We start from the raw sequence: 25,061 nt of genomic DNA on the forward strand, positions 1-25,061 counted from the left end.
ACTACAAGGCAGGAGCAGACACTCAAACCAACCTGTGGGAGCCCCGACCTCGGGGCGAAACGATTGCAGCCTGACTGCCTATTTCGGCGGTGCCTGAGCGATTCGCCGCGAGGTCGCGGCTCCCACAATGGATCGGATAACGGCCGCTTGCGCCACTTAGTCGCCGAACCTGGGCTTAAAGATCATGAACAGGTTCTGGAACCTTGTGACCATGGCCCGCGCGTTCAGCGGCCATGCTTAGATCCGCTCACGCGCCCAAGAAAAGACTCCCCCGCCGCTAGACCTGGGGCGCCTGTTCATTGCTGGGGCGCAGCGCCAGCGATGCACTGGCGGCCACCACCGGCAACTTCGTGCGCTGCCAGCCCCTGACCGCACTGCTCAGCCTTGCGCTGCTGCAGACCATGGAGTGGGACGTAAGTGGCGTGCTTTACGCCATGGCGTCCGGTGCCCTGGCCTCCGGGCTCGGCTACGCCATCTGGTACATGGCCATCGCCGACCTGAAAGCCATCCAGGCCGCCACCGTGCAACTGAGCGTCCCGGTCATCACCGCGCTCGCTGGCTGGCGGGCTGTTGCTGGGCGAGGCTCTGAGCCTGCGCCTGGGGTTGAGTTCACTGGCCGTATTGGGTGGCATCGCCTTGGTGCTGGCAGCCAGACAACGCGCGACGGCCTGAGCCGATCGCTCCCGGCTGCGGTCTCAACTGCACGATCAACGTTGCCGGAGAATTGCCATGCGCCCGACACTGCGCCACCTGAGTGCCCTGCTGCTGATGGCCGCGCTGGCCGGCTGTGCATCCTGGGCACCGCGCGATCCGCTGCATATCGACCTGGTCGGGCTGGAGCCGCTGCCGTCGCAAGGGCTGGAAGCGCGTTTCGCCGTGAAGTTGCGGGTGCAGAATCCCAATGAAAGTGCCATCGACTTCAATGGCGTATCGCTCGCACTGGACATCAACGACCAGCCGCTGGCGCGCGGCGTCAGCGACCAGCGCGGTCAGGTACCACGCTTTGGTGAGACGGTGATCAGCGTCCCGGTGACCGTTTCGGCCTATTCGGTGCTGCGCCAGGCCTGGGGCGCCAGCACTCATCAACCGGGGCAGAACCTGCCCTATCAGCTGCGGGGCAAGCTCGCCGACGGCCTGTTCGGCACGCGGCGTTTCAGCGACAGCGGCCGGTTGACCTGGCCGCCCGAGCCGCCTGCCGTCAGGTAGGCTCGTTTTCCGGCTGCACTTCCTTCTCGCCCGGCTCCTTGCCTTCGTCCGAATAATGCTCGATGACCGCGTTGAGCTCAGCGCCGAACAACAGCACCGCACAGGAAATGTGCAGGTACAGCAGAAAGATGATGATCGCGCCAATGCTGCCGTAGGTGGCGTTGTAGTTGGCGAAGTTCTGCGCGTAATAGGCGAAGCCGACCGAGGCGGCGATCCACACCACCACCGCCAATACCGAGCCTGGCGTGATGAAGCGGAAGCGTTGCTCGACATCCGGCGCCACGTAATACACCACCGCCACCACGATCATCAGCAGGAACACCGCCACGGGCAGGCGCAGCCAGTTCCACAGGGTAACCACGATCTGCTCGATACCGATCTGATGCGCCAGCCAGTTCATTACCTGCGGGCCGAGAACCATCAGTGCGGCGGCAGTCAGCAGCGCCGCCGCGATACCGATGGTGTACAGCAGCGACAGCGGGATGCGCTTCCACGGCTTGCGCCCCTCTTTAACGCCATAGGCCTTGTTCATCGCGTCCATGGTCGAGCGCACCGCTGACGAGGCCGTCCACAGCGCTACCACGATACCGATCGAGAACAGCCCGGCTTTCTGGGTCTGCAACTGGTCGATGACCGGGTTGACCAATTCGACCGTGGACAGCGGCAGCAGCAGTTCAGCCTGCTGACGCAGCCAGTCGAAGAACGGCTGCATATCGAGCAGGCTGATCAGCGCGACCAGAAACAGCAGAAAGGGAAACAGCGAGAAGAACATCTGGAAGGCCAGGGCCGAGGCATAGGTGGGCAGCTCGTCGTCAATGAAGTCGGTGACCGTCTTCTTCATCACCTGGAACAGGCTGACACCCGGCAACTGGGGAAAAAACATAGCGCCTCCACTGGCTATGGCGGACCGCTCAACGGCGACCCAGGACTCATCGGCAGATGCAGCGCTCGGCACGGGCCGAACCACCACTCTCGTTTGGAGACAGCGAAGCCGCGATGAGTTCGGGTTATCCGCGCTCGTCTGCACAACCGGCAACAGTCTCGGCCTACCTGGCCCTGGGTGCAACGCTAGACTGGCGGGCTGTTTCTGATGGAGGACGCATCGATGCACAGGCACACACTCAACCCCGACTCGGTATTCGACACCCTGCAGTACGGCTTCAGCCAGGCCGTGATCAGCCAGGGCGGGCGGCGCATCCACCTGTCCGGGCAGATCGGGGTGGACGAGCACGAGCGACTGGCCGGCGATGACCTGGCCAGTCAGACCCACGCGGCGCTGGACAATGTGCGCAGGATTCTTGAAGCCGCCGGAGGCAACCTGCGGCACGTGCTGATACTGCGCATCTACATCGCCGCCCAGGCGCGAGACCAACAGGCGCATATCGTCGATGCCCTGCGCAGTTTCTTCCCCGAGCAGCCCCCGGCCACCTCCTGGGTCGTAGTCACCGGGCTGTCGGAGCCCGAGTGGCTGATCGAGATCGAGGCAGAGGCACTATTGCCTGACGCCTGATGCCGATCCCCGGCAGCGTGTAAAACCCTATATAATCTGCGGCCTTTTTCTACACGGCCTCAGAAGGATACCCCGTGAGCACGCTGCCACCCTGCCCCGCCTGCAACTCCGAATACACCTACGAAGACGGCACCCAACTGGTGTGCCCGGAATGCGCCCACGAATGGTCGGCCACCGACAACGAGGCGGCGGGCGATGACGCCAAGGTGATCAAGGACTCGGTCGGCAACGTGCTGCAGGACGGCGACACCATCACCGTGATCAAGGACCTCAAGGTCAAGGGCTCCTCGCTGGTGGTCAAGGTCGGCACCAAGGTCAAGGGTATTCGCCTGGTCGACGGCGATCACGATATCGACTGCAAGATCGATGGCATCGGCGCGATGAAGCTGAAATCGGAATTCGTCAGAAAGGTCTGAATCGGTTGCGCCCTGGCAATGGGCGCCTACTGCACCGGCAGGAAATTCAGAAATAGCAGGCTGTGGGCGTAATTCACGCCGATACGCCGGTAGCGCTCGTCGAGCACGTCGCTCAAATAATCCAGGCGGGCGACGATCTTGCTGAACTCCACGGCGAAGCTCAGGTTGCGTGCGTCACCGGACAGCTCATTGGAAAGCAGCAACGGATTGCCTTGGGCGTCGCGCCGCGTGGCCAGCAGCCAGGTGGCCTTCTCGATGTTACGCGCTGCGTTGTGCACGAACTGCGCGTCGATGGAATCAGTGAGGTAAAACTGCGTACGCCCGCCGTGGGCGGTGACCACCATGCTGCCGATGGCGTAGATGAAGGCGCCGACCCGGTCGCCCTGGAAATCGGGGCTCAGTGCATAGCTGAGCGCCGCGATGTCCTGCCGGCCAGCCAGCGCCGGCGGCGGCCTACCCTGCTCGATCGCCTGCTGCACCGACTGCGCCGCCGCGTCGCGGCTGGTCAGCCCGGTCTTGCGCCACTCTCGCGGGTTGCGCTGGTAGAGCTTGTCCATCAGACGATAGAGGCTGTTGAGGTTGTTGCGCATGCCAATGGTGGCCAGGCGATCAGAATGGGTCTGGAACAGTTCGCCGGGGCTGGCCGCGGCACTGTTGCTGGTGAAGGCGCCGTTGGCCTGATTGCGTATGCAGCCGCTCAGGCTGGTCACCAGCAGCACCAGCAACACAGCCCGCCAACAGGCACCACGAAGCGACGGATACCCGGCCGTCAGCCTACGCGAGAGCGCCGTTTTTCGAGTTAGAGAGACGTGCGAGTAATCCATTAACTCACGACCCTTCCTTCTGCAGATGGCATAACACTAGCAACTGAATCGCTTTCATGCCCGTTACAGCGTTAGCAACGTATTGCTGACACCAGCCAACGGCATAGACCCCCGCGCATCCCGTAAAGTTTTCCGGCAGGGGCAAATTAGCCCTACATTGCTCGAGGAAATGCAGTTGCAGGTGTGGCAGCAGTCTGGCATTTGCAAACTTTACCCGTTGAGAAAGCTTCTCGATCAGCTTTGAATGCTATGTTCCCAGCCCCTCAGGATTGCGGCATTCGGCTGCGAACCGAACGACCAAGGAGCTCGATCAGGTGAACAAGGCCGCACTGTTTTCACTTCTGGCGTTGGCACTGGCTGGCTGCAGCCATGACGCCCGACAATCTTCCGCCACCCTCAGCATCGACCAGGCAGGCCAGCAGGTCGAAGTCGCTCGCGATCCCCAGCGAATCGTCAGCTTCGATTACGGCAGCTATGACAGCCTGCTCGCCCTGGGTGCCGGCGAGCGGGTACTGGCCGTACCCGGCAACGTACCGCCTTACCTGGCAGAAAAAGCCGGTCAGACCCAGGACGCCGGAAACATGAAAACGCCGGACATCGACGCCATCGCGGCACTGAAACCGGATCTGATCCTGATCACCGGCCGCCAGGGCGAAAGCCGCCAGGCCTTGCAGGCCCTGGCTCCAACGCTGGACATGGGCATTACCGGCGACGACTACTTCGCCAGCATCGCCCACAACGCCAGGTTGCTTGGCCAACTGGTCGGCAAATCCGCTGAGGCGAATCAGGCGCTGAACACTCTGCAGGGCAAGGCTGAAAAGGCTCGCCAACAAGTCTCCACCTCGGGTCAACGCACCCTGGTGCTGACCCACAACGACGGCCGCTTCGCACCGACCGAACAGGCCCTGATCTACTCCCTGCTGCAGGCGCCACGCGCCCTGCCCGCGCCAGCGCCTCAGCCCGCAGGCGCACCTCGCCAACGCCCGCAGCCGCTGGACGCCGATGCCATCGCCGCGGCCCGGCCCGACGTGATCTTCATCATCGACCGCAGCGCGGCCATTGGCGCCACGCCGCTGGATGTCGCCACCCTGGCCAACTCACCACTGGCGCGTACACCGGCGGCACAGGCCAAACGAGTGGTCTACCTCGATCCTGCGCTTTGGTATCTGTCCGGCGGCGGTCTACAGAGCGTCGATCTGCAGATCGATCAGGTGCTGGCAGCCTATCGCCGATAAAACAACGCCCTCGCAAGAGGGCGTTTTCAGTTCATGGCAGGCCACAGCTCGGACATTTCAGGCCGCCACCCGCTGCGAGCGCTTCGGCAAGGTGGCCAGCAGCAGCCCGGCGAAGATCATCGCCCCGCCAAACCAATGGAACAGTTGCAGCGCCTCGCCGAGCAGAACCCAACCCAGGATCGCGGTGAACACGGGCATCAAATAATTGCCCATCGCCGCGGTGGAGGCGCCCAGCACCTTCACGCCGTTGTTCCAGCCCAGGTAGGCGACCAGGGAGGCGAACACTGCCGTGTAGGCGATGGCCGAGAGATTGGCCGGCGTGGCCAGCAGCTGCGCGCCAGTGGACAGCTCGTACAGGTACAACGGCAGGATCATCGGCACGCCCAGGAGCATGAAGATGCCCAGCAGGGCCAGCGGCGGGATCGGCGACAGATACGCCGACCAGCGCCTGAGCAGCACGGTATAGAGCGCCCAGTCGAGCACCGCCAGCAGCATGATCAAGTCGCCATGGTTGAACGCCATGCCTGCCAGCGTCTGCCAGTCGCCACGGCAAATCAGCACCAGCAGCCCGGACACCGCCAGCGCCATGCCCCACCAGGCGCGCCGAGCCGGCCAGTCGCCCAGCAGCAGACCGGCGAAGATGAACGTCATCAGCGGGATGCAGGTGTTGACCAGGGTGATGTTGATCGCCGCGGTGGTTTGCGCCGCGCTGTAAAGAAAGGTGTTGTAGCCGGCGATACCGAAAGCGGCGATAACCAGCAGGCGCCAACCGGCATGGCGCAGCGCCGCCCGATGGCGCCAAAGGGGCAACGCTACGAACGGCAACACCAGCACCAGTGCCAGGCTCCAGCGCCAGAACGCCAGAGCGAACGGTGGAATTTCACCGGCGAAGGCACGGGCCACCAGGGCGTTACCCGCCCAGCACAGCACTGCTATCAGTACACCGGCGATCGCCAGCTGACGTGAAGGTTTACCCACACTCATGTCTGCGGCGGGCGCAGGCGATACTGCTCGGGCAATTGATCGGCAGCGCTGACGGTGACGTCGAGATCCTTCCAGCGCCCGTCCTTGAGGCCATAGATGCAGCCGTGGACCGCCAGCGACTGGCCGCGGTGCCAGGCGTTCTGGACGATGCTGGTACGGCTGACGTTGCCCACCTGCTTCATCACGTTCAGCTCGCACAGGCGATCGACACGCGCCTCCTCGTCGGCCAATGCGGCCAGTTGCGCATGCTGCTCGTAATAGAGGTCGCGGATGTTGCGCAGCCAGCCATCGATCAGGCCGAACTGCGCATCGTGCATGGCCGCTCGCACGCCACCGCAGCCATAGTGGCCGGTGACCAGGATGTGTTTGACCTTGAGCACGTCGACCGCGTACTGGATCACCGACAGGCAGTTGAGATCGGTGTGCAGGACCACGTTGGCTACATTACGGTGCACGAACAGCTCGCCAGGCAGCAGGCCGACGATGTCGTTGGCCGGCACGCGGGCATCCGAGCAGCCGATCCACAGGTACTCGGGCGTCTGCTGGCGAGCCAGGCGGGGAAAGAAGTCCGGGTCGTTCTGGGTGATGTTTTCGGCCCAGCGTTCATTGTTGTCGAACAGGTGCTTGAGATCGCTCACGGCGGCGGCTCCCGAGAAGGTCGATGCGCACCATACGGATGCACTGGCCTTTTTGACAAGGCGATTCGCACCCCGAACCCCTCATGAATCAGAGGGTTGAAGGCCGAAACGCTGAATCTTTCAGGGCCCACGGGCGTCCATTGCCTAGAGCCAATGACCGATCTGGAGTTCGTCATGACTGACAAGACGCCGCCTGCCAGCCGCCAAACGGCCACCGAGCAACCGGCGGAGCCGCCCATTCTGCGCGATGTGGTGGAGCCGTTGGTGCCGCGCAAACCGGGCCAGGACGCTGCGCACAAAACCGCGCGGCCGACCGATGAGCCGAAACAAGCGGATGAGCCGGAAGGCGATGAACAGTCTCAGGAGTTTCTCGACAAATACGACCTGAGCCAGGTCGAGGAAGAGCGCCGCGAACGGCGCTGGGCGCGCCGCTAACTCACTCCACCAGCGTGCAGGCCATCACCAGTGCGTCTTCACGGCCGCCCGGCGCAGGGTAGTAATCGCGCCTGCGGCCGATCTCGTTGAAACCATACCGCTCGTACAGGCGATAGGCCGCCTGATTGCTCGAGCGCACTTCCAGAAAGCACTCGCCGGCCTTGAGTTCGGCGGCGCGGGCCATCAGGCGTTCGAGCAGACGCAAGCCCAGGCCGCGGCCCTGGCTCTCCGGCTTGACGGTAATGTTGAGCAGGTGTGCCTCATCGATGATCACGTTGATCACGCCATGGCCGACCTGCTGGCTGCCTTCGAACATCAGCCAGACTTCGTAGGATTTCAGGCTGTCGAGAAAGATGCCGCGCGTCCATGGATGGCTGAACGCGGCGTATTCGATCTTCAGTACCGCATCGATATCCGCCTCGGTGGCCCGGCGGAAGGTGATTGCGTCACTCATGCCGAGGCCTCCAGCCAGCGCCGACGAACTCGCTGCATGGCATGCCAGAGTTCGCGCTTGCGCTGCGGTTCGTCCATCAGCAACTCCAGGCCCGGCAGTGCCCAGGCGGCGCCCAGCTCCTCGACCTGCAACTCGCGGTTATAGGCCTCGGCATCGGCGTCACCGGCGAAACGAATGGCCGGCAGACCGATCAGCCACAGGCAGGCGCAGGGCTCCTGCTCTTCCAGGCGCGCGCCGATGAAGCTCTGCACGAAATCCAGCGCGGCCTGCGGGCCTTGGTCCATGTTGCCGCGCACCAGCAGTGGCCAGCGCACCGGCTCGCCGATGATCTGCGGGGCATCCGGCAAGCCGGCGGCACGCAGCAGGTCTTTGAGCAGCAAGTAAGCCGGGTCGCGGCTCTGGAACGGCTCGCCGGTGGGCAGCTCGACCAGCAGCGCGCAGCTGCCGGCACGCAGCAATTGCAGGGCGAAACGCGGCGGTGGCGCTGGCCGTTCGCGCGGTGTCGGCGCGGCACTGGCTTCTTCGGCGGCAGGCTCGCTGGCCTTGCTCGCGGTACCGGGCTTGGGCACTTCGATGCGCGGTCGCTCACGCGCCACCACCTCGCTGACCACTGGCGCCACGGCCTGTGCAGGCTCCTTCGCGCGCACCGATGGCGGCGCTACGACTTCCGGTTCCGGCTCGAAGGCGACCAGCAGCTCGGGTCGCGATGGCGCCGCGAATGGCAGTTCGACGCGCGGCAGCCAACTGGCCACTTGCATGGCATCCAGATAGGCGCGGCGGCGCAGCTCGGTGTTCAAACGTCAGGTACCCGGCACATCGATTTTCGAAGGCGCTGATTGTCGCGTGAATCGCCTGCTACGGGTAGCCCCAAACGTCAGCCGTAGCTACAGGCCAATGGCTTCGGCCTGCTGCTTGAGCAGGCTGACGAAGGCCTGGGCCGGCGGGCTCAGGTAGCAGGGTTTGCGTTGCAGCACGCCAATGCCACGAGCCGGCGCCATCGGCAACGAATGCACGGACAGGCTGCCATCGCCGTTGAAGGTGTCCGCCACGCTGGCCGGCAGCAACGCATAACCCAGCCCCGCCCGCGCCAGCGCAGCGGCGCTGCTCATGTAGGCGACCTCGAATGCCGGCTCGCGCAGCAAGCCCATGCGCGCCAGGGTCTCATCGGCCATGGTGCGCAGGCTGGTGTCACGGGTGGTGGCCACGTAATCGAGCGACTGCAGCGCCGACAGCAGCTTCTTGTCGCGCGAGCGGCTCAGGCCGCGCACCAGCAGCACCAGGCTGTCGTCGTAGAGCGGCTGGAAATCCAGCACGCCCGGCTCATCGGTTACCGAAGTGATGGCGAAGTCCACCTCGGCGTTGCTGACCCACTGACGGATCTCTCCGGCGCGGCCATCGCGCAGGCTGATCTCGATGCCCGGATAACGCTGTCGGTAGTCGACCAGCACCCGCGGCAATGGCTCGATGGCCACAGACGGCAGCACGCCGATTCGCAGCGAACCACTTTGCAGGTGCAACTGCTCATGGGCATCGTGCACCGCGTGGTGCATGTCGCGCAGCAGCCGCCGGGCCTGCTCGAGAAAGCGCACGCCGGCTTCGGTCAGCTCCACGCTACGGGTGTTGCGCGCCAACAGCGAGAGCCCCAGCGCTTCTTCCAGCTTGCGCAGGCTGTAGCTCAGCGCCGGCTGGGACAGATGGATCTGCTCGGCCGCGCGGCTGAAGCTGCGCTGCTCGGCAATGAGGACGAAGGCCTGAAGCTGGCGAAAGCTGATATCCATGAGTGAGCACTTTTATAAAATTGTTTTATCAATTGATATCACATTTCGAATTCACAACTAAATCCAGGCACGGCACGCTGACCTGAGGGGCGGTTGACGTTTCACGCACAGCCACGCTGGAGCTCGTTTCGTCGCGAGGCAAGGCGCGAGCCGCGATGTTTAGCGTGCTAAATGAGTCGGCGAGAAACGCAGCATCGCGACAAACGAGCCCGGCCCTGCGGGTTGCGTGGGAAATCTCGCCATGCGTCGTCGGAGGACTTGAAAAAGGAACGCCATTCCGTGCGTCCTCCGCCTCACCTGGCGAGATTTCTCGCGGCAACGTGGCTCGTGCTGAAACGTCAACAGACCCTTAACCTCGACCTGGATCATAACGATGACAACAGTCCATATCGGTTGCGGGGCAGGCTTCGCCAATGACCGGCCCGATGCCGCCCTGGCACTGGCAAGCGACCTCGCCACACGCGACGGCCGCCGCTTCCTGTTCTTCGAACTGCTTGCCGAACGCACCCTGGCCGAAGCGCAACTGCGCCGCCTGGCCGCCCCCGACAGCGGCTACGCCACGCGGCTGTTCGACTTCCTCGAACCGGTGCTGGAGATCTGCCTGAATGCCGGCATCCCGATCATCACCAATGGCGGCGCGGCCAATCCCGGCGCCGCGGCTCTGCGCTTGCGCCAGCAACTGCAGGGCGGTCGTTACGCCGCGGCGCGTATCGCCTGCGTAGTGGGTGACGACTTGCTCGAGGTGCGCGACAGCCTGCAAGGCTGGCTGCCCGACGCGCTCGACGGCGAGGTAGTGTCGGTCAACGTCTACACCGGCGCCGACGGCATCGCGCAGGCGCTCGACGAAGGCGCCGATATCGTGCTTTGCGGCCGCGTCGCTGACCCAAGCCTGGCGGTCGGCCCCTTGCGCCATGCCTTCGGCTGGCAGGCCGAGGACTGGGATCGCATCGCCCTGGCCACCGCAGTGGGCCACCTGCTCGAATGCTGTACCCAAGTCAGCGGCGGCTACTTTGCCCACCCGGGCCTCAAGGATGTGCCGGATCTGGCCAATGTCGGCTGCCCGATCGCCAGCATCGAATCCACCGGCCGCGTGACCATCGGCAAGGCCGCTGGCACCGGTGGCTGCGTCACCGAGCGCACGGTCAAGGAGCAGCTGCTCTACGAAGTCCACGACCCGGCTGCCTACCTGACGCCGGACGTGACCCTGGACCTGAGCCAGGCTCGCGTTCGCCAGGTAGGCCCCGATCTGGTGGCCGTCGAGGGCGTGCGCGGCCATCCACGCCCCGCCGAGCTCAAGGGTCTGGTCGGCCTGCGCGGCAACTGGTTCGCCGAGGCAGAAATCTCCTATGCAGGCCCCGGCGCCCTGGCCCGCGCCGCACTCGCCCGTGACGTGCTGCTACAGCGCTGCGCGCGCCTGGCGCCGCACCTGACGCCGTGGATCGATCTGATCGGCGTCGCCAGCCTGTTCAACGATGCACGCGGCGAGTGGCTGCAACAGCGCCTTGCCGACGCACGGGACCCACAGGACGTACGCCTGCGCATCAGCTTCGTCGACCGTGACAAGGCCCTGCTGGAAAACCTGCTGCTCGACGCCGAGTCGCTCTACACCAACGGCCCGGCGGGTGGCGGTGGTGTGCGCCGACACCTCGCCGAATCCCTCGGTACGGCGAGCTTCCTGATCCCCCGCACCGCGGTGCAGCAACAGGTGGAGTGGTTCTGATGAGCGACGTTCTGCTGTGCGACTACGCCCACGCCCGCGCGGGCGACAAGGGCAACACTCTCAGCGTGGCGGTGTTCGCCTACGAGCCCGCGCACTATGCCTGGCTGGCCCGCGAACTGACCGCCGAGCGCGTGGCGGCTTGCCTGGCCCACCGCCGCATCGGCACGGTGCGGCGCTACGAGCTGCCGAACCTGGGCGGCCTCAACTTCGTGGTGGAAAACGCCCTGGAAGGCGGTGTGAATGCCAGCCCCGGCATCGACCGCCACGGCAAGAGCCTCAGTTATGCGCTGCTCGACCTGAGGCTGCCTGCACCCGCTTGAACTCGATCACGCCAGCCCTGCGACTCCAGACAATAATAAAACCGGAGAGATCGTCATGATCACCGCCCTCGGCTTCACCCTGATGTTCGCCATCGTCATCCTGATACTGATGCGCCGCATCACCCCGCTGGTGGCTTTCGTCACCCTGCCGGTCGTCGCCTGCCTGCTGGCCGGCTTCGCCCCAGCGGAAATCGGCAAATTCATCACCGAAGGCCTGAAGACCGTGGCGCCGACCGCCACGTTGTTCATCTTCGCCATTCTCTACTTCGGCATCATGCGTGACCGCGGCTTGTTCGACCCGCTGGTGCGCTTCCTGCTCAAAAGCACCAAGGGCCGCCCGCTCGCCGTGGCCATCGTCACCGTGGCAGTGACCGCGGTCACCCATCTGGACGGCATCGGTGCCGCGACCTTTCTGCTGGTCATACCCGCCCTGTTGCCGCTGTACCTGCGCCTGGGCATGAGCCGGCAGATGCTGCTGTGCCTGGTGGTGCTCAGCGCCGGAGTGATGAACATGGTGCCCTGGGGCGGTACCACCACGCGCGCCGCTGCGGTGTCCGGGCTGGATGCCTCACAGTTGTGGATTTCACTGATCCCGATTCAGGGTATCGGCCTGGTGCTGGTCATGGCCCTGGCAGTGTTTCTCGGCCTGCGCGCGCAACGCAGCTTTGCAGCGGCCGGCGGGGTGATCACCGACAACGAGGTAAGCGAAGGACCTCAGGTCGACACCTCGCAGATGCTGCCCCCGGATAACTGGCGCTACTGGGCCAACCTGGCATTGACCGCCGGGATTCTGGCCTGCCTGTTCACCGGCGCCTTCCCACTATTCGCCTGCTTCATGGTCGGCCTGGGCATTGCCCTGCTGCTCAACTACCCGAGCCTGGACGACCAGAACAAGGCGCTGCGCGCTCACGCCACGGATGCCATGCAGATGGCCCTGGTGATGCTCGCCGCCGGCATTCTGCTCGGCGTGCTGGCCGGCGCGGGGATGTCCGACGGTATGGCGCACTGGATGATCAACGTGCTGCCCGAGGGCTCGGCCAACTGGATTCACGTGATCATCGGTGCTTTCGGGGTGCCGCTGGGCATGCTGTTCTCGCCGGACGCCTACTACTTCGCCCTGCTGCCGGTAATCCGCGATGTGGCGGTAGCCGCCGGTGTCGATCCGGCGTCGGTCGCCAATGCCATGCTGATCGGCGAGAACACCGGCTTCGGCGTCAGCCCGGTAGTGCCCAGCGTGTACCTGGCCATCGGCCTAGCCGGCGTCGAGCTGTACAAGCACATCCGCTACACCGTGCTATGGGCCTGGGGTATTAGCCTGATCATGCTGGCCTCGGCGGTGCTGCTGGGCGTGGTGACGGTCTGACCTCAAGGCCGAAAACGAAAAAGGATCGCCGAGGCGATCCTTTTTCTTGACGACGCTCATCCACGAGCTTGCGAGCTAGAGCCTTGCAAGGCGAACCCAGGCGAAAAGCGGTCGGAGTCGCGGGCGACTGTACTGCAGTACATGAGCACTTCGACCGGGCTGGCGTACCAGCCTGGGTTCAACGCAGCAGGGCCGACGCGCAGCTGCTCGCTGTCATCAAACAACCTGATCCCACGGGCGATCACCATGCTCATCCTTGATGCGCGTGGGCAGGCCCATCACGTCGAGGAGCTTGAGGAACGGCTCGGCCGGCAGTTCTTCGACGTTAACCATACGTGCTGCATCCCACTCGCCACGGGCCACCAGCAGTGCAGCGGCTACCGGCGGTACGCCGGCGGTGTAGGAGATGCCCTGGCTGTCGGTCTCGGCGAAGGCTTCTTCATGGTCGGCCACGTTGTAGATGAACACTTCGCGGGCCTTGCCATCCTTGGTGCCCTTGACCAGGTCACCGATGCAGGTCTTGCCGGTATAGCCCGGCGCCAGCGAGGACGGATCCGGCAGCACGGCCTTGACCACTTTCAGCGGCACGACTTCCAGCCCTTCGGCGGTTCTTACCGGCTGCTCGCTGAGCAGGCCGAGGTTGTTCAGCACGGTGAATACGTTGATGTAGTGCTCGCCGAAGCTCATCCAGAAACGCACGTTGGGCACGTCCAGGTTCTTGGACAGCGAATGCACTTCATCGTGGCCGGTCAGGTACAGGTTCTGGGAACCTACAACCGGCAGGTCATCGGTACGCTTGACCTCGAACATGCTGTTGGTCGTCCACTGGGCGTTCTGCCAGCTGTAGACGGTACCGGTGAACTCGCGGAAATTGATTTCCGGATCGAAATTGGTCGCGAAATACTTGCCGTGGCTGCCGGCATTGACGTCGAGGATGTCGATCGACTCGATCTTGTCGAAATGCTGTTGCTGGGCCAGGGCCGCATAGGCGTTGACTACACCCGGGTCGAAACCGACGCCGAGAATGGCCGTGATGTTCTTCTGCTGGCATTCCTCGAGGTGTTTCCACTCGTAGTTGCCATACCAGGGCGGGGTTTCGCAGATCTTGCCCGGTTCTTCGTGAATGGCGGTGTCCAGATAGGCCACGCCGGTATCGATGCAGGCACGCAGCACCGACATGTTGAGGAAGGCGGAACCGACGTTGATGACGATCTGCGATTCGGTCTCGCGGATCAGCGCCTTGGTCGCCTCGATATCCAGTGCATTGAGCGAGAAGGCCTGGATGTCGGCGGGTACCTTGAGGCTACCCTTGGCCTTTACGCTGTCGATGATGGCCTGGCATTTGGAGATGTTCCGTGACGCGATGGCAATACGACCGAGTTCGTCGTTGTGCTGCGCGCACTTGTGGGCCACCACCTTGGCGACACCTCCTGCACCAATGATAAGGACGTTCTTCTTCAATTGTTTCACCTCCAGGGTACTGCGCTCGTTGAGAAAGGTGCTGCGGTATTACGACAGGCTCGACAGGTAATCGTCGAAGCCGAATTCACGAACCACCTCGACGCTGCCATCGAGTTGCTTGACCACGATGGCGGGCATCTTCAGGCCGTTGAACCAGTTCTTCTTGACCATGGTGTAACCAGCCGCGTCGACGAACGACAGGCGGTCGCCGATCTGCAGCGGTTTCTCGAACTGGTATTCGCCGAAGATATCGCCGGCCAGACAGGATTTGCCGCACACCATGTAGGTGTGCTCACCCTCGCTGGGCGCCAGCTTGGCATTGAGACGGTAGATCAGCAGGTCGAGCATGTGCGCTTCGATGGAGCTGTCCACCACTGCCAAATGCTTGCCGTTGTAGAGGGTGTCGAGCACGGTGACTTCCAGCGAGGCGCTGCCAGTGATGGCCGCTTCGCCCGGCTCCAGGTAGACCTGCACACCGTACTTCTCGGAAAAGGCTTTCAGGCGCGCGCAGAAGGCATCCAGCGCATAGCCTTCACCGGTGAAGTGAATGCCGCCACCGAGGCTGACCCACTCGACCTTGTGCAGCAGGTGGCCGAAGCGCTCTTCGATGTGGCTCAACATTTTGTCGAACAGGCCGAAGTCGCCGTTCTCGCAGTTGTTGTGGAACATGAAGCCGGAGATCTGATCGATCACCGCTTCGATCTTTTCCGGGTCCCACTCGCCCAGGCGGCTGAACGGGCGCGCCGGGTCGGCCAGCAGGTAATCGGAGCTGCTGACCTGCGGGTTGACGCGCAAGCCGCGCACCTTGCCTTCGGACTGTTCGGCAAAACGCTCGAGCTGGCCGATGGAGTTGAAGATGATCTTGTCGCAGTTGGCCAGCATCTCCTCGATCTCGTCATCGGCCCAGGCCACGCTGTAGGCGTGGGTTTCGCCTTCGAACTTCTGGCGGCCGAGCTTGAGCTCGTACAGCGAGCTGGAGGTGGTGCCGTCCATGTACTGCTGCATCAGGTCGAAGACCGACCAGGTGGCAAAACACTTGAGGGCCAGCAGCGCCTTGGCACCGGAGTGTTCACGCACGTAGGCGATCTTCTCCATGTTGCCAATCAGCTTCTGTTTGTCGATGAGGTAGTACGGCGTTTTGATCATTGCGCAGTCCGTAATAAAGGTCGGCCAACAGGAGCCCGCCAGCCTCCTGAAAAAAGCGGACGCGAATTGTGCCGACAACGGCCACAGATCGAAAGGCCGTTGAGCATATTTTGTCCATATCGGGGTATTTCGACGCGTTGCCCGGCCCGACTGCCGCCGAGCATGCCCGCCCGGCGTGACCGGTACATGACAATGTGTCGCTGCCCTTAAAGGTTAGGCTCCGTTTCCCGTACAATCGGCGTTTTTTCGCAAGCGAGCGACCGTCCCGCGATGATCGACCCCAAACGCGTATTGCGCGCCCTCGCCGAGCACTGGGCCCTGCTCGAACCGCTCGGTGAACGCTTCGATGCCGGCACCCTGAGCCTGGTGGAGCTGCGCAACCAGTTGACCGCCCAGTTGCCGCCGCAAAGCACGGCGGTGGATGTCACCGCCCTGCTCGATCAGTGGATCCGCCTGGATATCCTGGTGCCGGTGGCCAAGAGCCCCAACCGCTTCGAGCTCAACGCGCAGATCCATGACTTCCTGTCGTACCTGCGCCGCGAGCACCGCCTGGGCCTGTGCCTGGAGATCGAAGCCTACCTGCGCCACCTCGAACGCCTGGCAGGCTACATCCAGGACGCCTTCGAAGTGCGCGACGGCAACGACCTGGCCCGCCAGCTGCGCCTGCTCGACATGCGCGTGCGCGATGTATTGAAGAAGCTGGGCAACGACGAGCAGGCGTTGATCGGCGTAGCCGAGCGGGCCAAGACCAGCGACCGGCAGATTCCCCTGCGCCAGCGTTACGCCGAAGTGCTGGCCACCTGGGACGAGTACGTCGAGCCGATGATCCAGCTGGTCGCCGCCGACGGCGCCTTCGAGCAAGGCGTGCGCCGCGTCGAGCAGGTGCTGCTCAAGCTGCTCGGCGAACAGCAGCGCCTCGGCCAACTGGTCGACGACGATTTGCTGCTGCGCACCCACGCACGCATTCTGGAAATGCAGACCAACGCTCAACTGACCCTGCGCAAGGCCCGCGAGCTGCTGCTGCCGCTGCGTGAGGAAGCGCGCCGGCACAACGCAGTGACCCGTGGTGCGGCGCTGGCCCTGTCGGTTATCCGCAAGAAGGGCATCGACGCCGTGCCGCAGGCGGCCATGCCGCTGTTCACTCGGCCGCAGAGCAACTTCCTGGGCAGCGCCTCTCAGGTCGAGGCCTACGTCTATGCCCTGGCGCGCTTCGAGGCCAAGCCCAACCACTTCCCGAAAGCCACGGGCAAGCGCAAGGGTGATAACCCGCGTGCGCCGAAAACCGCCCGGGAAATGATCGACCGCTGCGAGCAGTCGCTGCCGCTGCCGGACTTGATGACCTGGCTGCTGGAGCAGGAGCCAGAAGGCGCCACCGACGAGCTGCTGTACTGGTTCTCGCGCCTGTCGCGCGAAGGCCGCTTCCAGCGTGACCGCCTGGAGCGCCAGACCTACCTGACCCGCGAGCATGAGATCAGCATCAGCTCCTATGCCCTGGTGGGTCGTCCCAGTGCCTGATTTTTACGTAGGGTGGACCGGGGCGTGCAGCCAACGCCGTCTTTCGTCCAACTTATTGATTGCCATGCGGTGGACGGATAAAGCGTCGTCCACCCTACGACTGCCCGTGAGCATGACGCATGAACATTGATTTGAAAGAAATGACCCAGCTCGCGGCCGCGTTCCGCGACCTGTTCAAGGGTTACCACATCTCGCGTAGCGAGCCCGAGTGCTACGCCCAGCTGTCCAGCATGCAGGATCAGTATCGCGCGCTGTTTCGCGCCCTGGGCTTCGAGCTGGTCTGCGACCCGCGCGGCTTCTACTACTTCGTGCCCGAGCAGGCCGCGCCGCAGGTCAACAAGACCGCCCAGCGTCTGGCGCTGTTCACCTTCATCCTGGTCGAGCATTTGGCCGACCAGGGCCGCGATCCACTCTCCGTGCTCGACGGCGGCACCATCGGCCGCGACGAGCTGCCGGCACTGCTCGACAAGTACCGCGACCTGTTCCTGCAGGCCGAAGTCACTACCCATGAAGAGCTCGAAGACAAAGTCATCCGCCGCCTGACCCAGCTTGGCTTCGCCGAAGACAGCAACGGCGTGTACCGTTTCCTGCCGCCGATGCACCGCTTCCTCGACGTATGCCTGGCGGTGCAGCACGACCGCGACCTGGCCGCCAGCCTGCACAGCACCGACCTGCCGCTGCCGGCACCGGTGCTGATAGACGACGACAGTGGTGACCCGATCATCACCCTCGACGACGCTGCAGAAGAATCCGAAGAAGACGCCATGGCCCGCGCCATGGCCGAAGAGCGCGCCGCACAGGAGCAAGACGCATGACCCAGGAACGCTACGGCATCCGCCGCTTCGCCCTGCTCAACACCGCCGGCTACAGCCTCGGCCTGTTCCCGCTGGAGAACCCGCTGTCGGTGTACGGCGCCAACAACCTCGGCAAGTCGGCGTCGATCAACGCGCTGCAGTTCCCGATCCTGGCGCGGATGTCGGACATGAGCTTCGGCAAGTACAGCCTGGAGCAGTCACGCAAGTTCTACTTCGCCACCGACACCAGCTACATCCTCGTCGAAGTCGCCCTGCCCCACGGCCCCCATGTGATCGGCGTGGCCGGTCGTGGCCCAGGCGGTGGTTTCGGCCACCAGTTCTTCGCCTACCAGGGCGAGCTGGATCTGGATCACTACCAGCACAACGGCACCTGCCTGCGCCAACGCGAGCTGTTCAAGAACCTCGGCCAGGCCGGCATCACCGCCTACGAACTCAAGCCCGACGAACTGCGTCGCCTGCTGGTCGGCGGCCACACCAGCATCCCGCTGGACCTGACCCTGATCCCGCTGCGCTCGACCAGCGAGCAGAGCCTGAAGACCTTCCGCGCCCTGTTCATCAACCTCCTGCATATGCGCGAGATCACCGCAGCGAAGCTCAAGCAGTTGTTCCTCGATGCCTTCGAGCACAGCCTGCGTTCGGGCAGCGTCGATTACATCGCCGCCACCGAGGAAGCCTTCCGCGACGTGCGCCGCATGGAGCAGGACTACCAGGCCCTGGTCACTGCCGGCCCCTTGATCGAAGCCCTGGCATCCGGCGTCACCCAGCGCGAACAACTGCGCGGCAAGCTGCATCGCCTCTCGCCGCTGCTCGACAATCTGCTGGGCACCTGGCACGACTACGCCGATGCCCGCAAGGAAGAACTGGTCATCCAGGCCGAGCACTACCGCAACGAGCAAGACAGCCTGCAGAACGATCAGCGCGGCGGCACCCAGGAACTGATGCGCATGGAGCGCGAGATCAGCGAGATCCAGCGCTGGCTGGGCGAGCTGGCGGTACTGAAGAACCGCTTTGCCTTGGTCGACGACGTCAAGGTCCTGGAAGCCCAGTTGTTGGCCGCCAAGGACGCCCACGACGAACTGGCCGGCGCTCTGGCGCAGTCCCGTCAGTTCTCCAGCGAAGACCTGGACGAGCGCCTGCGCGACCTGGAAAAACGCCTCAAGTCGGTCAAGCAGCAGCTCGACCACGCCGACAACAACAGCTACTCGCGCCTGCGCGAAGAGTTTTCCCAGGCCGATGTCGATCGCCTGATGCGTCTGTTCAACGGTCAGCTGTTCAGCCTGCCGCTAGGCGAGAAAGGCATCCAGCTCGACGAGGGCGACCTATGGGTGAAATCCCTGGAAGCCATCCTCGACGGCTTCAAGGGCGAGCGCTTCCAGGTGCCCGGCCTGGATATCGACCTGTCCCATATCGAGCCGCCGGCCCTGCAGGCCCTGGCCGACCGCGCTGCCCTGCGCGACCAGAAGGATCGTCTCGACCGCGAGTTCAAGCAGCTCAAGACCCAGCAATCGGTCGCCGCCGACCGCGCCGCCAGCAAGGCCCAGGCCGAGCAGCTTTACCAGGCGGTACTCGATGCCCAGAAGGCCCTGGAAGACTTCCGCAAGAGCCAGACCCTGACCGCCGAGGAGCCGCAAAAGCTGGAGAAACTCGCCCAGCTGGAAGGCGCCCAAGACGAGCTCAAGCGCGCCAGTGACGCCTTCACCGAACGCGTCCAGCAGTTGTCCGCCAAGTTGCAACTGGTCGGTAGGCAGATCGCCGACCTGGAGGCCAAGGAACGCACGCTGGAAGATGCCTTGCGCCGTCGCCAGCTGCTACCCGCCGACCTGCCATTCGGCACGCCGTACATGGAGCCGGTCGACGACTCCCTGGACAATCTGTTGCCGCTGCTCAACGACTATCAGGACACCTGGCAGGGCCTGCAGCGCGTCGATGGACAGATCGAGGCGCTGTACGCCCAGGTGCGCCTCAAGGGCGTCGCCAAGTTCGACAGCGAAGACGACATGGAGCGTCGCCTGCAACTGCTGGTCAACGCCTACGCGCACCGTCAGGACGAAGCCCTGACGCTCGCCAAGGCACGCCGCGCAGCGGTCACCGACATTGCCCGTACCCTGCGCAACATCCGCAGCGACTACGATAACCTCGAACACCAGTTGGCGCTGTTCAACCGCGAGATCAACAAGCGCCAGGTCTCCAACCTCTCGAGCTTCCGCATCGTGCTGGCACCGAACAAGGAAGCCCTGCGGCATATCGACCAGATCATCCACAGCGCCGGCCAGTACGAGGAAGGCGAAACCCTGTCGGTGTTCGACCTGACCCAGAATGTCGAGCAGGACGCCAAGAACGAAGAAGCCAAGGACTACCTGTCGCGCCTGGTCGCCGCCAACGGCAACCAGTTGGGCCTCAAGGATCTGTTCGAGCTGGCCTTCGAGATCACCAAGGTGCACGGCCAGCCGGTTATCCATACCGACATCGATGGCGCCGCCTCCAACGGCACCACGATGACCATCAAGGCGCTGACCAACATGTATCTGCTGCTGCACCTGATGGACCGCGACCTGGCCGGCCGAGTACGCCTGCCCTACTACCTCGACGAGGCGGCGGACATCGACGAGCGCAACCAGCAGGCACTGATCGAAACCAGCCTGCAGCTCGGCTTCGTACCGATCCTCGCCTCGGTGAAACCCCAGGTCTCGGCCACCGTGGCCATCGACCTGGAAGGCGGCAGCGGCCCGAACGGCATCTACATCGACGAAGCGGACTGGAAGTACATCAAACGCCGCGAGCAGGCTGCAACGCCTGCCAGCAGTGAACAGGACGCGGCCGAACTGGCGTAATCCTGTCCCTGTAATGCAAAAGGCCCGCGGAGTACGCGGGCCTTTTCGTTTCACTGCATTGGAAAGCTTATGAGCTAGCGCCCGGTTGTCTTCATCACTTGGGCAAGGCGATTTTCGGCGCCCACTGTAGCCACTCCGGCTGCGCCTCGTCGAACAGCGCAAAGGTCTGCCCGGGTCGTGCCGCGCTACCCGTCGGATCAGGCGTGGCGAAAGCCACGCCGCCAGCGACCAGGGTCTCCACCGACTCGGTCCGCACTTGCACGCCCTTGAACAAACCGAAATCGACACCGAACCCGGAACTGTTCCAGAAGCGGCTGCCCGTATGCACCAACCCCGCGTAGCGAGGCTCGATCAGGATGTGGATCAGCACGCGGTCGGCGGTGGCGCCCAGCTCGTACCCCGTGACCTTGCCGACCTGTATTTCACGGTAGGTCACGGGTGAATCGGCTTTCAACGAGCCACGCCGTGGAGCACTGAGCACCAGGCGCAAACCCGGCTCTTCGACCACCTGCTCGGGCGCCTGCTTGAGCGCCACGAAATCGGTCTGTCGACCGCTGCCCTGGTTCGACGGCTGCACTTCGATGTACTGCCCGCCAATCAGGGTATCCAGGTTGGAGGCGCCGGTCAGGCCGATCTCGGGCTTGACCACCCAGAAGCGCGAACCGGGGCGCAGCACCTGCTGCGCGGCCGTGGTGATGCGGCCATGCAGCATCACCGCCTGCAGGTCGCCAGTCAGCTCGACCCGCTCGATCTTGCCGATCTGCAGGCCCTTGTACCGAATCTCGGTGCCAGGCGAGAGCCCGTCACCGCGCTCCACCCGAATGCTCAGCGCATCACCGCTCTTCAATGAGGCTTCGCGATCGGCATAGAGGTCGAAACGCAGTACACGCTTGGCATCGGCGGGCGCCTTCAGGTCATCGGTCTCGAAGGCGATGCCGCCGGACATCAGGGTTTGCAGCGACTCGCTCTTGACTTCGATGCCGGACAACCCGCCCTTGAGGGTAATACCGCTGACGTTCCAGAAGCGCGTGGTGCGATTCACCAACCCGGCATACTCGGGTTCGATATGCACGCCCAACACCACCTGTTTGTTGTCGCGGGCGAGCTGGAAGCTCTGCACCGAGCCGACCTTCATCTGCCGATAGAGAATCGGGCTGCCGACATCCACCGAGCCAAGCGTGTCGCTGAACAGCACCAGGTGCAGACCTTCGGCGCCGAGATCCAGCGGTGGCGCCTTGGTGCGGGCGACGAAATCGCGACGCGGTGGCCCGCCCAGCTCACCCGGGCGAATGGCGATGTAGTTACCCTTGACCAACGCCTCCAGCCCGGTGATGCCAGCCAGGGAAATCGACGGCTTGACCACCCAGAACTGGCTGCCTTCAACCAGATAGTCTTCGGCCAGCGGATCCATGGCCAGTTCGGCGGTGGCGCTCTTGAGATCCGGATCGACCTTGAGGTTCTTCAACAGACCGGCCTGAATGCCCTTGTACATGACCGGTGTGCGCCCGGCCTGCAGACCCTCGAAATCGGTGAGCTTGACCATCGCCTTGATGCCGGCCTGGGCGGCGTCGAAGTCTTCATAGAGGCGGAACGGTTTACTGGGATCGGTCGGCGGGCTGTCCTTGCGGTGCTCTGGCGTTGCGAAAGCGATACCGCCGGCCACGATGCTGGCCAGGGACTCGCTACGCACTTTCACCCCCGAGAAATCGGCGTCGACACTGATGCCGCTAGCGTTCCAGAAACGTGTGTGTTTACGCACCAGATGAGCGTAGGCGGGCTCGATGAATACCTTCACTTCCACCGAAGTCTGATCATCGGCGAGCTTGTAGTCCTTCACACGCCCCACCTGGATCTGCTTGAAGAACACCGGGCTGTCACGATTCAGCGAACCCAATCGATCGGCCTTGAGGGTCAGGTGCAACCCGGGCTGCTCATCGGACAACGGTGGCGCCTGGGCCAGGGCCTGAAAGTCGTAGGCCGGCTCGCCGGCGCCGGGGCTGAAAGCGATGTAGTTACCGGAAACCAGCGTCTCCAGCCCCGTGATGCCGGCCAGGCTAACGCTGGGTTTGACCAACCAGAAACGAGTGCCCGTCCGCAGCTGATGCTCGATGTCCTTGTTCATCTCCAGCGTAGCGATGACGCCGCGCTGCTTGTCGCTCTTGTCCAGGGTCAGGCTGGTGACCTTGCCGACCGACATGCCCTTGAAGACCACTTCGGTCTTGCCAGCCTCGATACCTTCACCGCTGGCGAAGACCACCTGGATCTCGATGCCGGCTTCGCTGTAGGCACGCCATGCCAGCCAGCCGCCAATCAGCAGCGCAATCAGAGGCAATACCCATATAGCAGACCAGTTGGAGGCCGGACGCGTCCTGGCGGTGGGCAGATCATTCATGGTCGTCATCCGATTCCGTGTTATCCCAAATCAACCGTGGGTCGAAGGTCAGTGCTGCCAGCATGGTCAGGATCACCACGCTGGCGAAAGCCACCGCTCCCACACCCGGTTCGACGCTGGCCAGACTGCCGAACCGCACCACCGCCACGAGAATGGCGATGACGAAGATATCCAGCATGGACCAGCGCCCGATCCATTCGATGAAGCGGTACATCAAAATGCGCTGCCGGGCCGACATCGGCTGATGCCGCTGCACCGAATACAGCAAAAGACCGATGCCGACCAGCTTGAAGGTCGGCACCAGAATGCTGGCGACGAACACCACGATGGCGATCGGCAGCATGCCGTTGTCGACCAGCGTGATGACGCCAGACATGATGGTATCGGGCGCGCCCTTGCCGAATGAATTGACCGTCATGATCGGCAGCACGTTCGCGGGAATATAAAGAATCGCCGCTGTGATGAGCAGCGCCCAGGTACGCACCAGGCTGTTGGGACGACGCTCGTATATACGCCCGCCGCAACGCGAGCAGAACTGCCGCTTCAGCTCGGGCTGATGAGGATTGAGCTGATGACATTCATGGCAGATGATCAGGCCCGCATCAATGGCGCGCATGGGTGTCCTCCCCGGCCAGCGCTTCCCAGATCTGGTGGGGCGACATGGTCACCTCAAGCCAGACCTGCACAAGTAGTAGCGCAATGAAGCAGAACAGCCCAAAGCCGATGGACAGCTCGGCGATATCCGCCAGCTTGACGATGGAAACCAGAATGCCGATCAGGTAAACCTCAAGCATGCCCCATTCGCGCATATGGTGGTAAATGCGGTAGAGCAGCAGCCCGAAGCCACGCCCCACCTTGAGGCAGATGCTCAGCAGCACCAACAGTTGGCATAGCAATTTGAGCAGCGGTACTGCCATGCTGCAGAGGAACACCACCACGGCGATGCTCTGCATGCCTGCGTCGTAAAGCCCCAGCACGCCGCTCCATACCGTGTCATGGGAGCTCTGCCCGAGCATGGTCATCTGCATGATTGGCTGGAAGTTGGCGGGGATGTACAGAAGCAGTGCAGCCAGCACCAATGCCAGGCTACGACGTATTACCTGAGGACGATGGCTATAGAGTTCGTAGCCACAACGCGGGCACTCGACGCGCTCGCCATCGGCTATCTCCGGCCGACGCATCAGCAGATCGCATTCGTGGCAAGCGACCAGCTCCGTCAGAGGTACTTCAGCTAATGACTGTTGAGCGGCCGACTCGGGCATGGGTAGAGTTCTCGAAAATACCGACCATTCTAAATGAGACCCTGAAAGCAACCCACAGTTATACCGATTATCTGGGCGACAAACATTACCCGAGTACTACGTCGCCCAAATCAGCGCTGTTCCAACATGGCCACTTCTTCCGTCGTACCGCGTATAAGCAGCACATAGTCGAGCGCTCCATTTCCTCCGTGCAGCTCTCTGGGTTACGCCTTCGGCTAACCCAGGCTACGAGAGTTCTATGCGCACCCGTAGGGTGGAAGACGCTTCATCCTTCCACCACAAACTCCCGTAGCCTGCGGTTGAGCGAAGCGATACCCAGGTCAGCGTGCTTTGCTTTCTGGTCGCCTGCCTGGCGCCGCCGGGTCTTAGGCCTTTTAATTTTCCAGCCCAAAAGACGAAACCCCAGACCTCTGTCGAGATCTGGGGTTTCTTATAGAAGCTTGACGATGACCTACTCTCACATGGAGAAGCTCCACACTACCATCGGCGATGCGTCGTTTCACTACTGAGTTCGGGATGGGATCAGGTGGTTCCAACGCTCTATGGTCGTCAAGCAAACTGGTTGCTGCTTCGGGGTTTAGCCGCTGCAGCGAATTGGGTATGTGATATCGGTTGGTATTACGTGTTCTCGCAAATTTTCGGCATTACTGTCGACTTCAACCGTCTAACAGCCAAATTGTTTGGGTGTTATATGGTCAAGCCTCACGGGCAATTAGTACTGGTTAGCTCAACGCCTCACAACGCTTACACACCCAG

General features: G+C 63.2%; 23 protein-coding genes, 1 rRNA gene and 1 pseudogene. 12 read left to right on the forward strand and 13 right to left on the reverse strand.

Features of this window, described 5'->3' with window-relative positions:
* Positions 1 to 284: 284 nt before the first annotated feature.
* Positions 285 to 672, forward strand: a pseudogene (locus BVH06_RS26150) (EamA family transporter); the annotation flags it as partial.
* A 57-nt stretch (positions 673 to 729) separates the two neighbouring features.
* Positions 730 to 1,206 carry an LEA type 2 family protein gene (locus tag BVH06_RS18020; RefSeq protein ID WP_075934987.1) on the forward strand — a complete coding sequence of 159 codons (477 nt, stop codon included), beginning with the start codon at positions 730 to 732 and terminating at the stop codon, positions 1,204 to 1,206.
* Here BVH06_RS18020 and BVH06_RS18025 read toward each other — a convergent pair.
* Entirely contained in the window at positions 1,199 to 2,089 is an 891-nt protein-coding gene (locus BVH06_RS18025; RefSeq protein WP_075932160.1) for a YihY/virulence factor BrkB family protein, read from the reverse strand. The two genes, BVH06_RS18020 and BVH06_RS18025, sit on opposite strands and share 8 nt — an antisense overlap.
* 222 nt (positions 2,090 to 2,311) lie before the next feature.
* Between BVH06_RS18025 and BVH06_RS18030 the strand changes: the two genes are divergently transcribed.
* Together BVH06_RS18030 and BVH06_RS18035 are read left to right on the forward strand one after the other, a co-directional pair.
* The gene (locus BVH06_RS18030; protein ID WP_075934988.1) at positions 2,312 to 2,716 is read left to right on the forward strand and encodes a RidA family protein; all 405 of its coding nucleotides are present in this window, start codon (positions 2,312 to 2,314) and stop codon (positions 2,714 to 2,716) included.
* A 74-nt stretch (positions 2,717 to 2,790) separates the two neighbouring features.
* Complete coding sequence (locus BVH06_RS18035; RefSeq protein ID WP_075932162.1) at positions 2,791 to 3,132, forward strand: zinc ribbon domain-containing protein YjdM; 342 nt, start codon at positions 2,791 to 2,793, stop codon at positions 3,130 to 3,132.
* 26 nt (positions 3,133 to 3,158) lie between these two features.
* On the opposite strand, the gene BVH06_RS18040 is transcribed toward BVH06_RS18035, so the two are convergent.
* Complete coding sequence (locus tag BVH06_RS18040) at positions 3,159 to 3,956, reverse strand: hypothetical protein (RefSeq protein WP_083652096.1); 798 nt, start codon at positions 3,954 to 3,956, stop codon at positions 3,159 to 3,161.
* 314 nt (positions 3,957 to 4,270) lie between these two features.
* Between BVH06_RS18040 and BVH06_RS18045 the strand changes: the two genes are divergently transcribed.
* Positions 4,271 to 5,191 (forward strand): ABC transporter substrate-binding protein, encoded by a 921-nt coding sequence (locus BVH06_RS18045; RefSeq protein WP_168172929.1) that lies wholly within the window; start codon positions 4,271 to 4,273, stop codon positions 5,189 to 5,191.
* A gap of 57 nt (positions 5,192 to 5,248) precedes the next feature.
* On the opposite strand, the gene BVH06_RS18050 is transcribed toward BVH06_RS18045, so the two are convergent.
* On the reverse strand, positions 5,249 to 6,169 hold the full coding sequence (locus BVH06_RS18050; protein WP_256562817.1) for a DMT family transporter: 921 nt from the start codon (positions 6,167 to 6,169) through the stop codon (positions 5,249 to 5,251).
* A gap of 2 nt (positions 6,170 to 6,171) precedes the next feature.
* Positions 6,172 to 6,813 (reverse strand): carbonate dehydratase, encoded by a 642-nt coding sequence (gene can, locus BVH06_RS18055; protein WP_075932165.1) that lies wholly within the window; start codon positions 6,811 to 6,813, stop codon positions 6,172 to 6,174.
* Positions 6,814 to 6,987: 174 nt separating this feature from the next.
* Between can and BVH06_RS18060 the strand changes: the two genes are divergently transcribed.
* A complete protein-coding gene (locus BVH06_RS18060; RefSeq protein WP_139315673.1) occupies positions 6,988 to 7,248 on the forward strand; it encodes a hypothetical protein in 261 nt (86 codons plus the stop codon).
* A 1-nt stretch (position 7,249) separates the two neighbouring features.
* On the opposite strand, the gene rimI is transcribed toward BVH06_RS18060, so the two are convergent.
* From rimI to BVH06_RS18075, 3 genes are all read right to left on the reverse strand, one after another.
* Positions 7,250 to 7,702: a ribosomal protein S18-alanine N-acetyltransferase gene (gene rimI / locus BVH06_RS18065; RefSeq protein WP_075934990.1), complete on the reverse strand. Its 453-nt coding sequence runs from the start codon at positions 7,700 to 7,702 to the stop codon at positions 7,250 to 7,252.
* The gene (locus BVH06_RS18070; RefSeq protein ID WP_139315674.1) at positions 7,699 to 8,499 is read right to left on the reverse strand and encodes an energy transducer TonB; all 801 of its coding nucleotides are present in this window, start codon (positions 8,497 to 8,499) and stop codon (positions 7,699 to 7,701) included. The genes rimI and BVH06_RS18070 overlap by 4 nt, the downstream gene beginning before the upstream one ends.
* 87 nt (positions 8,500 to 8,586) lie before the next feature.
* Positions 8,587 to 9,480: a LysR family transcriptional regulator gene (locus BVH06_RS18075; protein ID WP_075932168.1), complete on the reverse strand. Its 894-nt coding sequence runs from the start codon at positions 9,478 to 9,480 to the stop codon at positions 8,587 to 8,589.
* A gap of 373 nt (positions 9,481 to 9,853) precedes the next feature.
* Here BVH06_RS18075 and BVH06_RS18080 point away from each other — a divergent pair, with 373 nt between their 5' ends.
* From BVH06_RS18080 to BVH06_RS18090, 3 genes are read left to right on the forward strand one after another with little or no spacing between them, the layout of a single operon-like run.
* The gene (locus BVH06_RS18080) at positions 9,854 to 11,200 is read left to right on the forward strand and encodes an acyclic terpene utilization AtuA family protein (protein ID WP_075934991.1); all 1,347 of its coding nucleotides are present in this window, start codon (positions 9,854 to 9,856) and stop codon (positions 11,198 to 11,200) included.
* A complete protein-coding gene (locus BVH06_RS18085; protein WP_075934992.1) occupies positions 11,200 to 11,520 on the forward strand; it encodes a hypothetical protein in 321 nt (106 codons plus the stop codon). Before BVH06_RS18080 ends, BVH06_RS18085 begins: the two co-directional genes overlap by 1 nt.
* Before the next feature lie 55 nt (positions 11,521 to 11,575).
* Positions 11,576 to 12,883 carry a CitMHS family transporter gene (locus tag BVH06_RS18090; protein WP_075932171.1) on the forward strand — a complete coding sequence of 436 codons (1,308 nt, stop codon included), beginning with the start codon at positions 11,576 to 11,578 and terminating at the stop codon, positions 12,881 to 12,883.
* A 216-nt stretch (positions 12,884 to 13,099) separates the two neighbouring features.
* Here the strand turns inward: BVH06_RS18090 and BVH06_RS18095 are convergent, their stop codons facing one another.
* Both BVH06_RS18095 and nspC read right to left on the reverse strand, forming a co-directional pair.
* Entirely contained in the window at positions 13,100 to 14,344 is a 1,245-nt protein-coding gene (locus BVH06_RS18095; protein ID WP_075932172.1) for a saccharopine dehydrogenase family protein, read from the reverse strand.
* A 48-nt stretch (positions 14,345 to 14,392) separates the two neighbouring features.
* Positions 14,393 to 15,490: a carboxynorspermidine decarboxylase gene (nspC, locus tag BVH06_RS18100; protein WP_075932173.1), complete on the reverse strand. Its 1,098-nt coding sequence runs from the start codon at positions 15,488 to 15,490 to the stop codon at positions 14,393 to 14,395.
* Between the two features lie 270 nt (positions 15,491 to 15,760).
* Between nspC and mksB the strand changes: the two genes are divergently transcribed.
* From mksB to mksF, 3 genes are all read left to right on the forward strand, one after another.
* Positions 15,761 to 17,005: an Mks condensin complex protein MksB gene (gene mksB, locus BVH06_RS18105; protein WP_075934993.1), complete on the forward strand. Its 1,245-nt coding sequence runs from the start codon at positions 15,761 to 15,763 to the stop codon at positions 17,003 to 17,005.
* A gap of 119 nt (positions 17,006 to 17,124) precedes the next feature.
* Positions 17,125 to 17,820, forward strand: a complete 696-nt coding sequence (gene mksE / locus BVH06_RS18110; RefSeq protein ID WP_027909041.1) for an Mks condensin complex protein MksE — start codon at positions 17,125 to 17,127, stop codon at positions 17,818 to 17,820.
* A complete protein-coding gene (gene mksF, locus BVH06_RS18115) occupies positions 17,817 to 20,651 on the forward strand; it encodes an Mks condensin complex protein MksF (protein WP_075934994.1) in 2,835 nt (944 codons plus the stop codon). The genes mksE and mksF overlap by 4 nt, the downstream gene beginning before the upstream one ends.
* A 94-nt stretch (positions 20,652 to 20,745) precedes the next feature.
* On the opposite strand, the gene BVH06_RS18120 is transcribed toward mksF, so the two are convergent.
* From BVH06_RS18120 to rrf, 4 genes are all read right to left on the reverse strand, one after another.
* Positions 20,746 to 23,043 (reverse strand): PqiB family protein, encoded by a 2,298-nt coding sequence (locus BVH06_RS18120; RefSeq protein ID WP_075932176.1) that lies wholly within the window; start codon positions 23,041 to 23,043, stop codon positions 20,746 to 20,748.
* Complete coding sequence (locus BVH06_RS18125) at positions 23,036 to 23,659, reverse strand: paraquat-inducible protein A (RefSeq protein ID WP_075932177.1); 624 nt, start codon at positions 23,657 to 23,659, stop codon at positions 23,036 to 23,038. The genes BVH06_RS18120 and BVH06_RS18125 overlap by 8 nt, the downstream gene beginning before the upstream one ends.
* A complete protein-coding gene (locus tag BVH06_RS18130) occupies positions 23,646 to 24,305 on the reverse strand; it encodes a paraquat-inducible protein A (protein ID WP_075932178.1) in 660 nt (219 codons plus the stop codon). Before BVH06_RS18130 ends, BVH06_RS18125 begins: the two co-directional genes overlap by 14 nt.
* Before the next feature lie 438 nt (positions 24,306 to 24,743).
* Positions 24,744 to 24,859 (reverse strand): 5S ribosomal RNA (gene rrf / locus BVH06_RS18135).
* Between the last annotated feature and the right edge of the window lie 202 nt (positions 24,860 to 25,061).

Source organism: Pseudomonas sp. PA27(2017) (assembly GCF_001945445.1).
GTDB lineage: Bacteria > Pseudomonadota > Gammaproteobacteria > Pseudomonadales > Pseudomonadaceae > Aquipseudomonas.

What these genes read in the sequence shown, in the direction of transcription:
- BVH06_RS18075 (WP_075932168.1), bottom strand. Translation starts at nt 9,480, where the DNA reads ATGGATATCAGCTTTCGCCAGCTTCAGGCCTTCGTCCTCATTGCCGAG.
- mksB (WP_075934993.1), top strand. Translation starts at nt 15,761, where the DNA reads ATGATCGACCCCAAACGCGTATTGCGCGCCCTCGCCGAGCACTGGGCC.
- BVH06_RS18125 (WP_075932177.1), bottom strand. Translation starts at nt 23,659, where the DNA reads ATGCGCGCCATTGATGCGGGCCTGATCATCTGCCATGAATGTCATCAG.
- BVH06_RS18030 (WP_075934988.1), top strand. Translation starts at nt 2,312, where the DNA reads ATGCACAGGCACACACTCAACCCCGACTCGGTATTCGACACCCTGCAG.
- BVH06_RS18090 (WP_075932171.1), top strand. Translation starts at nt 11,576, where the DNA reads ATGATCACCGCCCTCGGCTTCACCCTGATGTTCGCCATCGTCATCCTG.
- mksE (WP_027909041.1), top strand. Translation starts at nt 17,125, where the DNA reads ATGAACATTGATTTGAAAGAAATGACCCAGCTCGCGGCCGCGTTCCGC.
- BVH06_RS18040 (WP_083652096.1), bottom strand. Translation starts at nt 3,956, where the DNA reads ATGGATTACTCGCACGTCTCTCTAACTCGAAAAACGGCGCTCTCGCGT.
- BVH06_RS18120 (WP_075932176.1), bottom strand. Translation starts at nt 23,043, where the DNA reads ATGAATGATCTGCCCACCGCCAGGACGCGTCCGGCCTCCAACTGGTCT.
- BVH06_RS18130 (WP_075932178.1), bottom strand. Translation starts at nt 24,305, where the DNA reads ATGCCCGAGTCGGCCGCTCAACAGTCATTAGCTGAAGTACCTCTGACG.
- nspC (WP_075932173.1), bottom strand. Translation starts at nt 15,490, where the DNA reads ATGATCAAAACGCCGTACTACCTCATCGACAAACAGAAGCTGATTGGC.
- BVH06_RS18080 (WP_075934991.1), top strand. Translation starts at nt 9,854, where the DNA reads ATGACAACAGTCCATATCGGTTGCGGGGCAGGCTTCGCCAATGACCGG.
- BVH06_RS18060 (WP_139315673.1), top strand. Translation starts at nt 6,988, where the DNA reads ATGACTGACAAGACGCCGCCTGCCAGCCGCCAAACGGCCACCGAGCAA.
- rimI (WP_075934990.1), bottom strand. Translation starts at nt 7,702, where the DNA reads ATGAGTGACGCAATCACCTTCCGCCGGGCCACCGAGGCGGATATCGAT.
- BVH06_RS18020 (WP_075934987.1), top strand. Translation starts at nt 730, where the DNA reads ATGCGCCCGACACTGCGCCACCTGAGTGCCCTGCTGCTGATGGCCGCG.
- BVH06_RS18085 (WP_075934992.1), top strand. Translation starts at nt 11,200, where the DNA reads ATGAGCGACGTTCTGCTGTGCGACTACGCCCACGCCCGCGCGGGCGAC.
- BVH06_RS18025 (WP_075932160.1), bottom strand. Translation starts at nt 2,089, where the DNA reads ATGTTTTTTCCCCAGTTGCCGGGTGTCAGCCTGTTCCAGGTGATGAAG.
- mksF (WP_075934994.1), top strand. Translation starts at nt 17,817, where the DNA reads ATGACCCAGGAACGCTACGGCATCCGCCGCTTCGCCCTGCTCAACACC.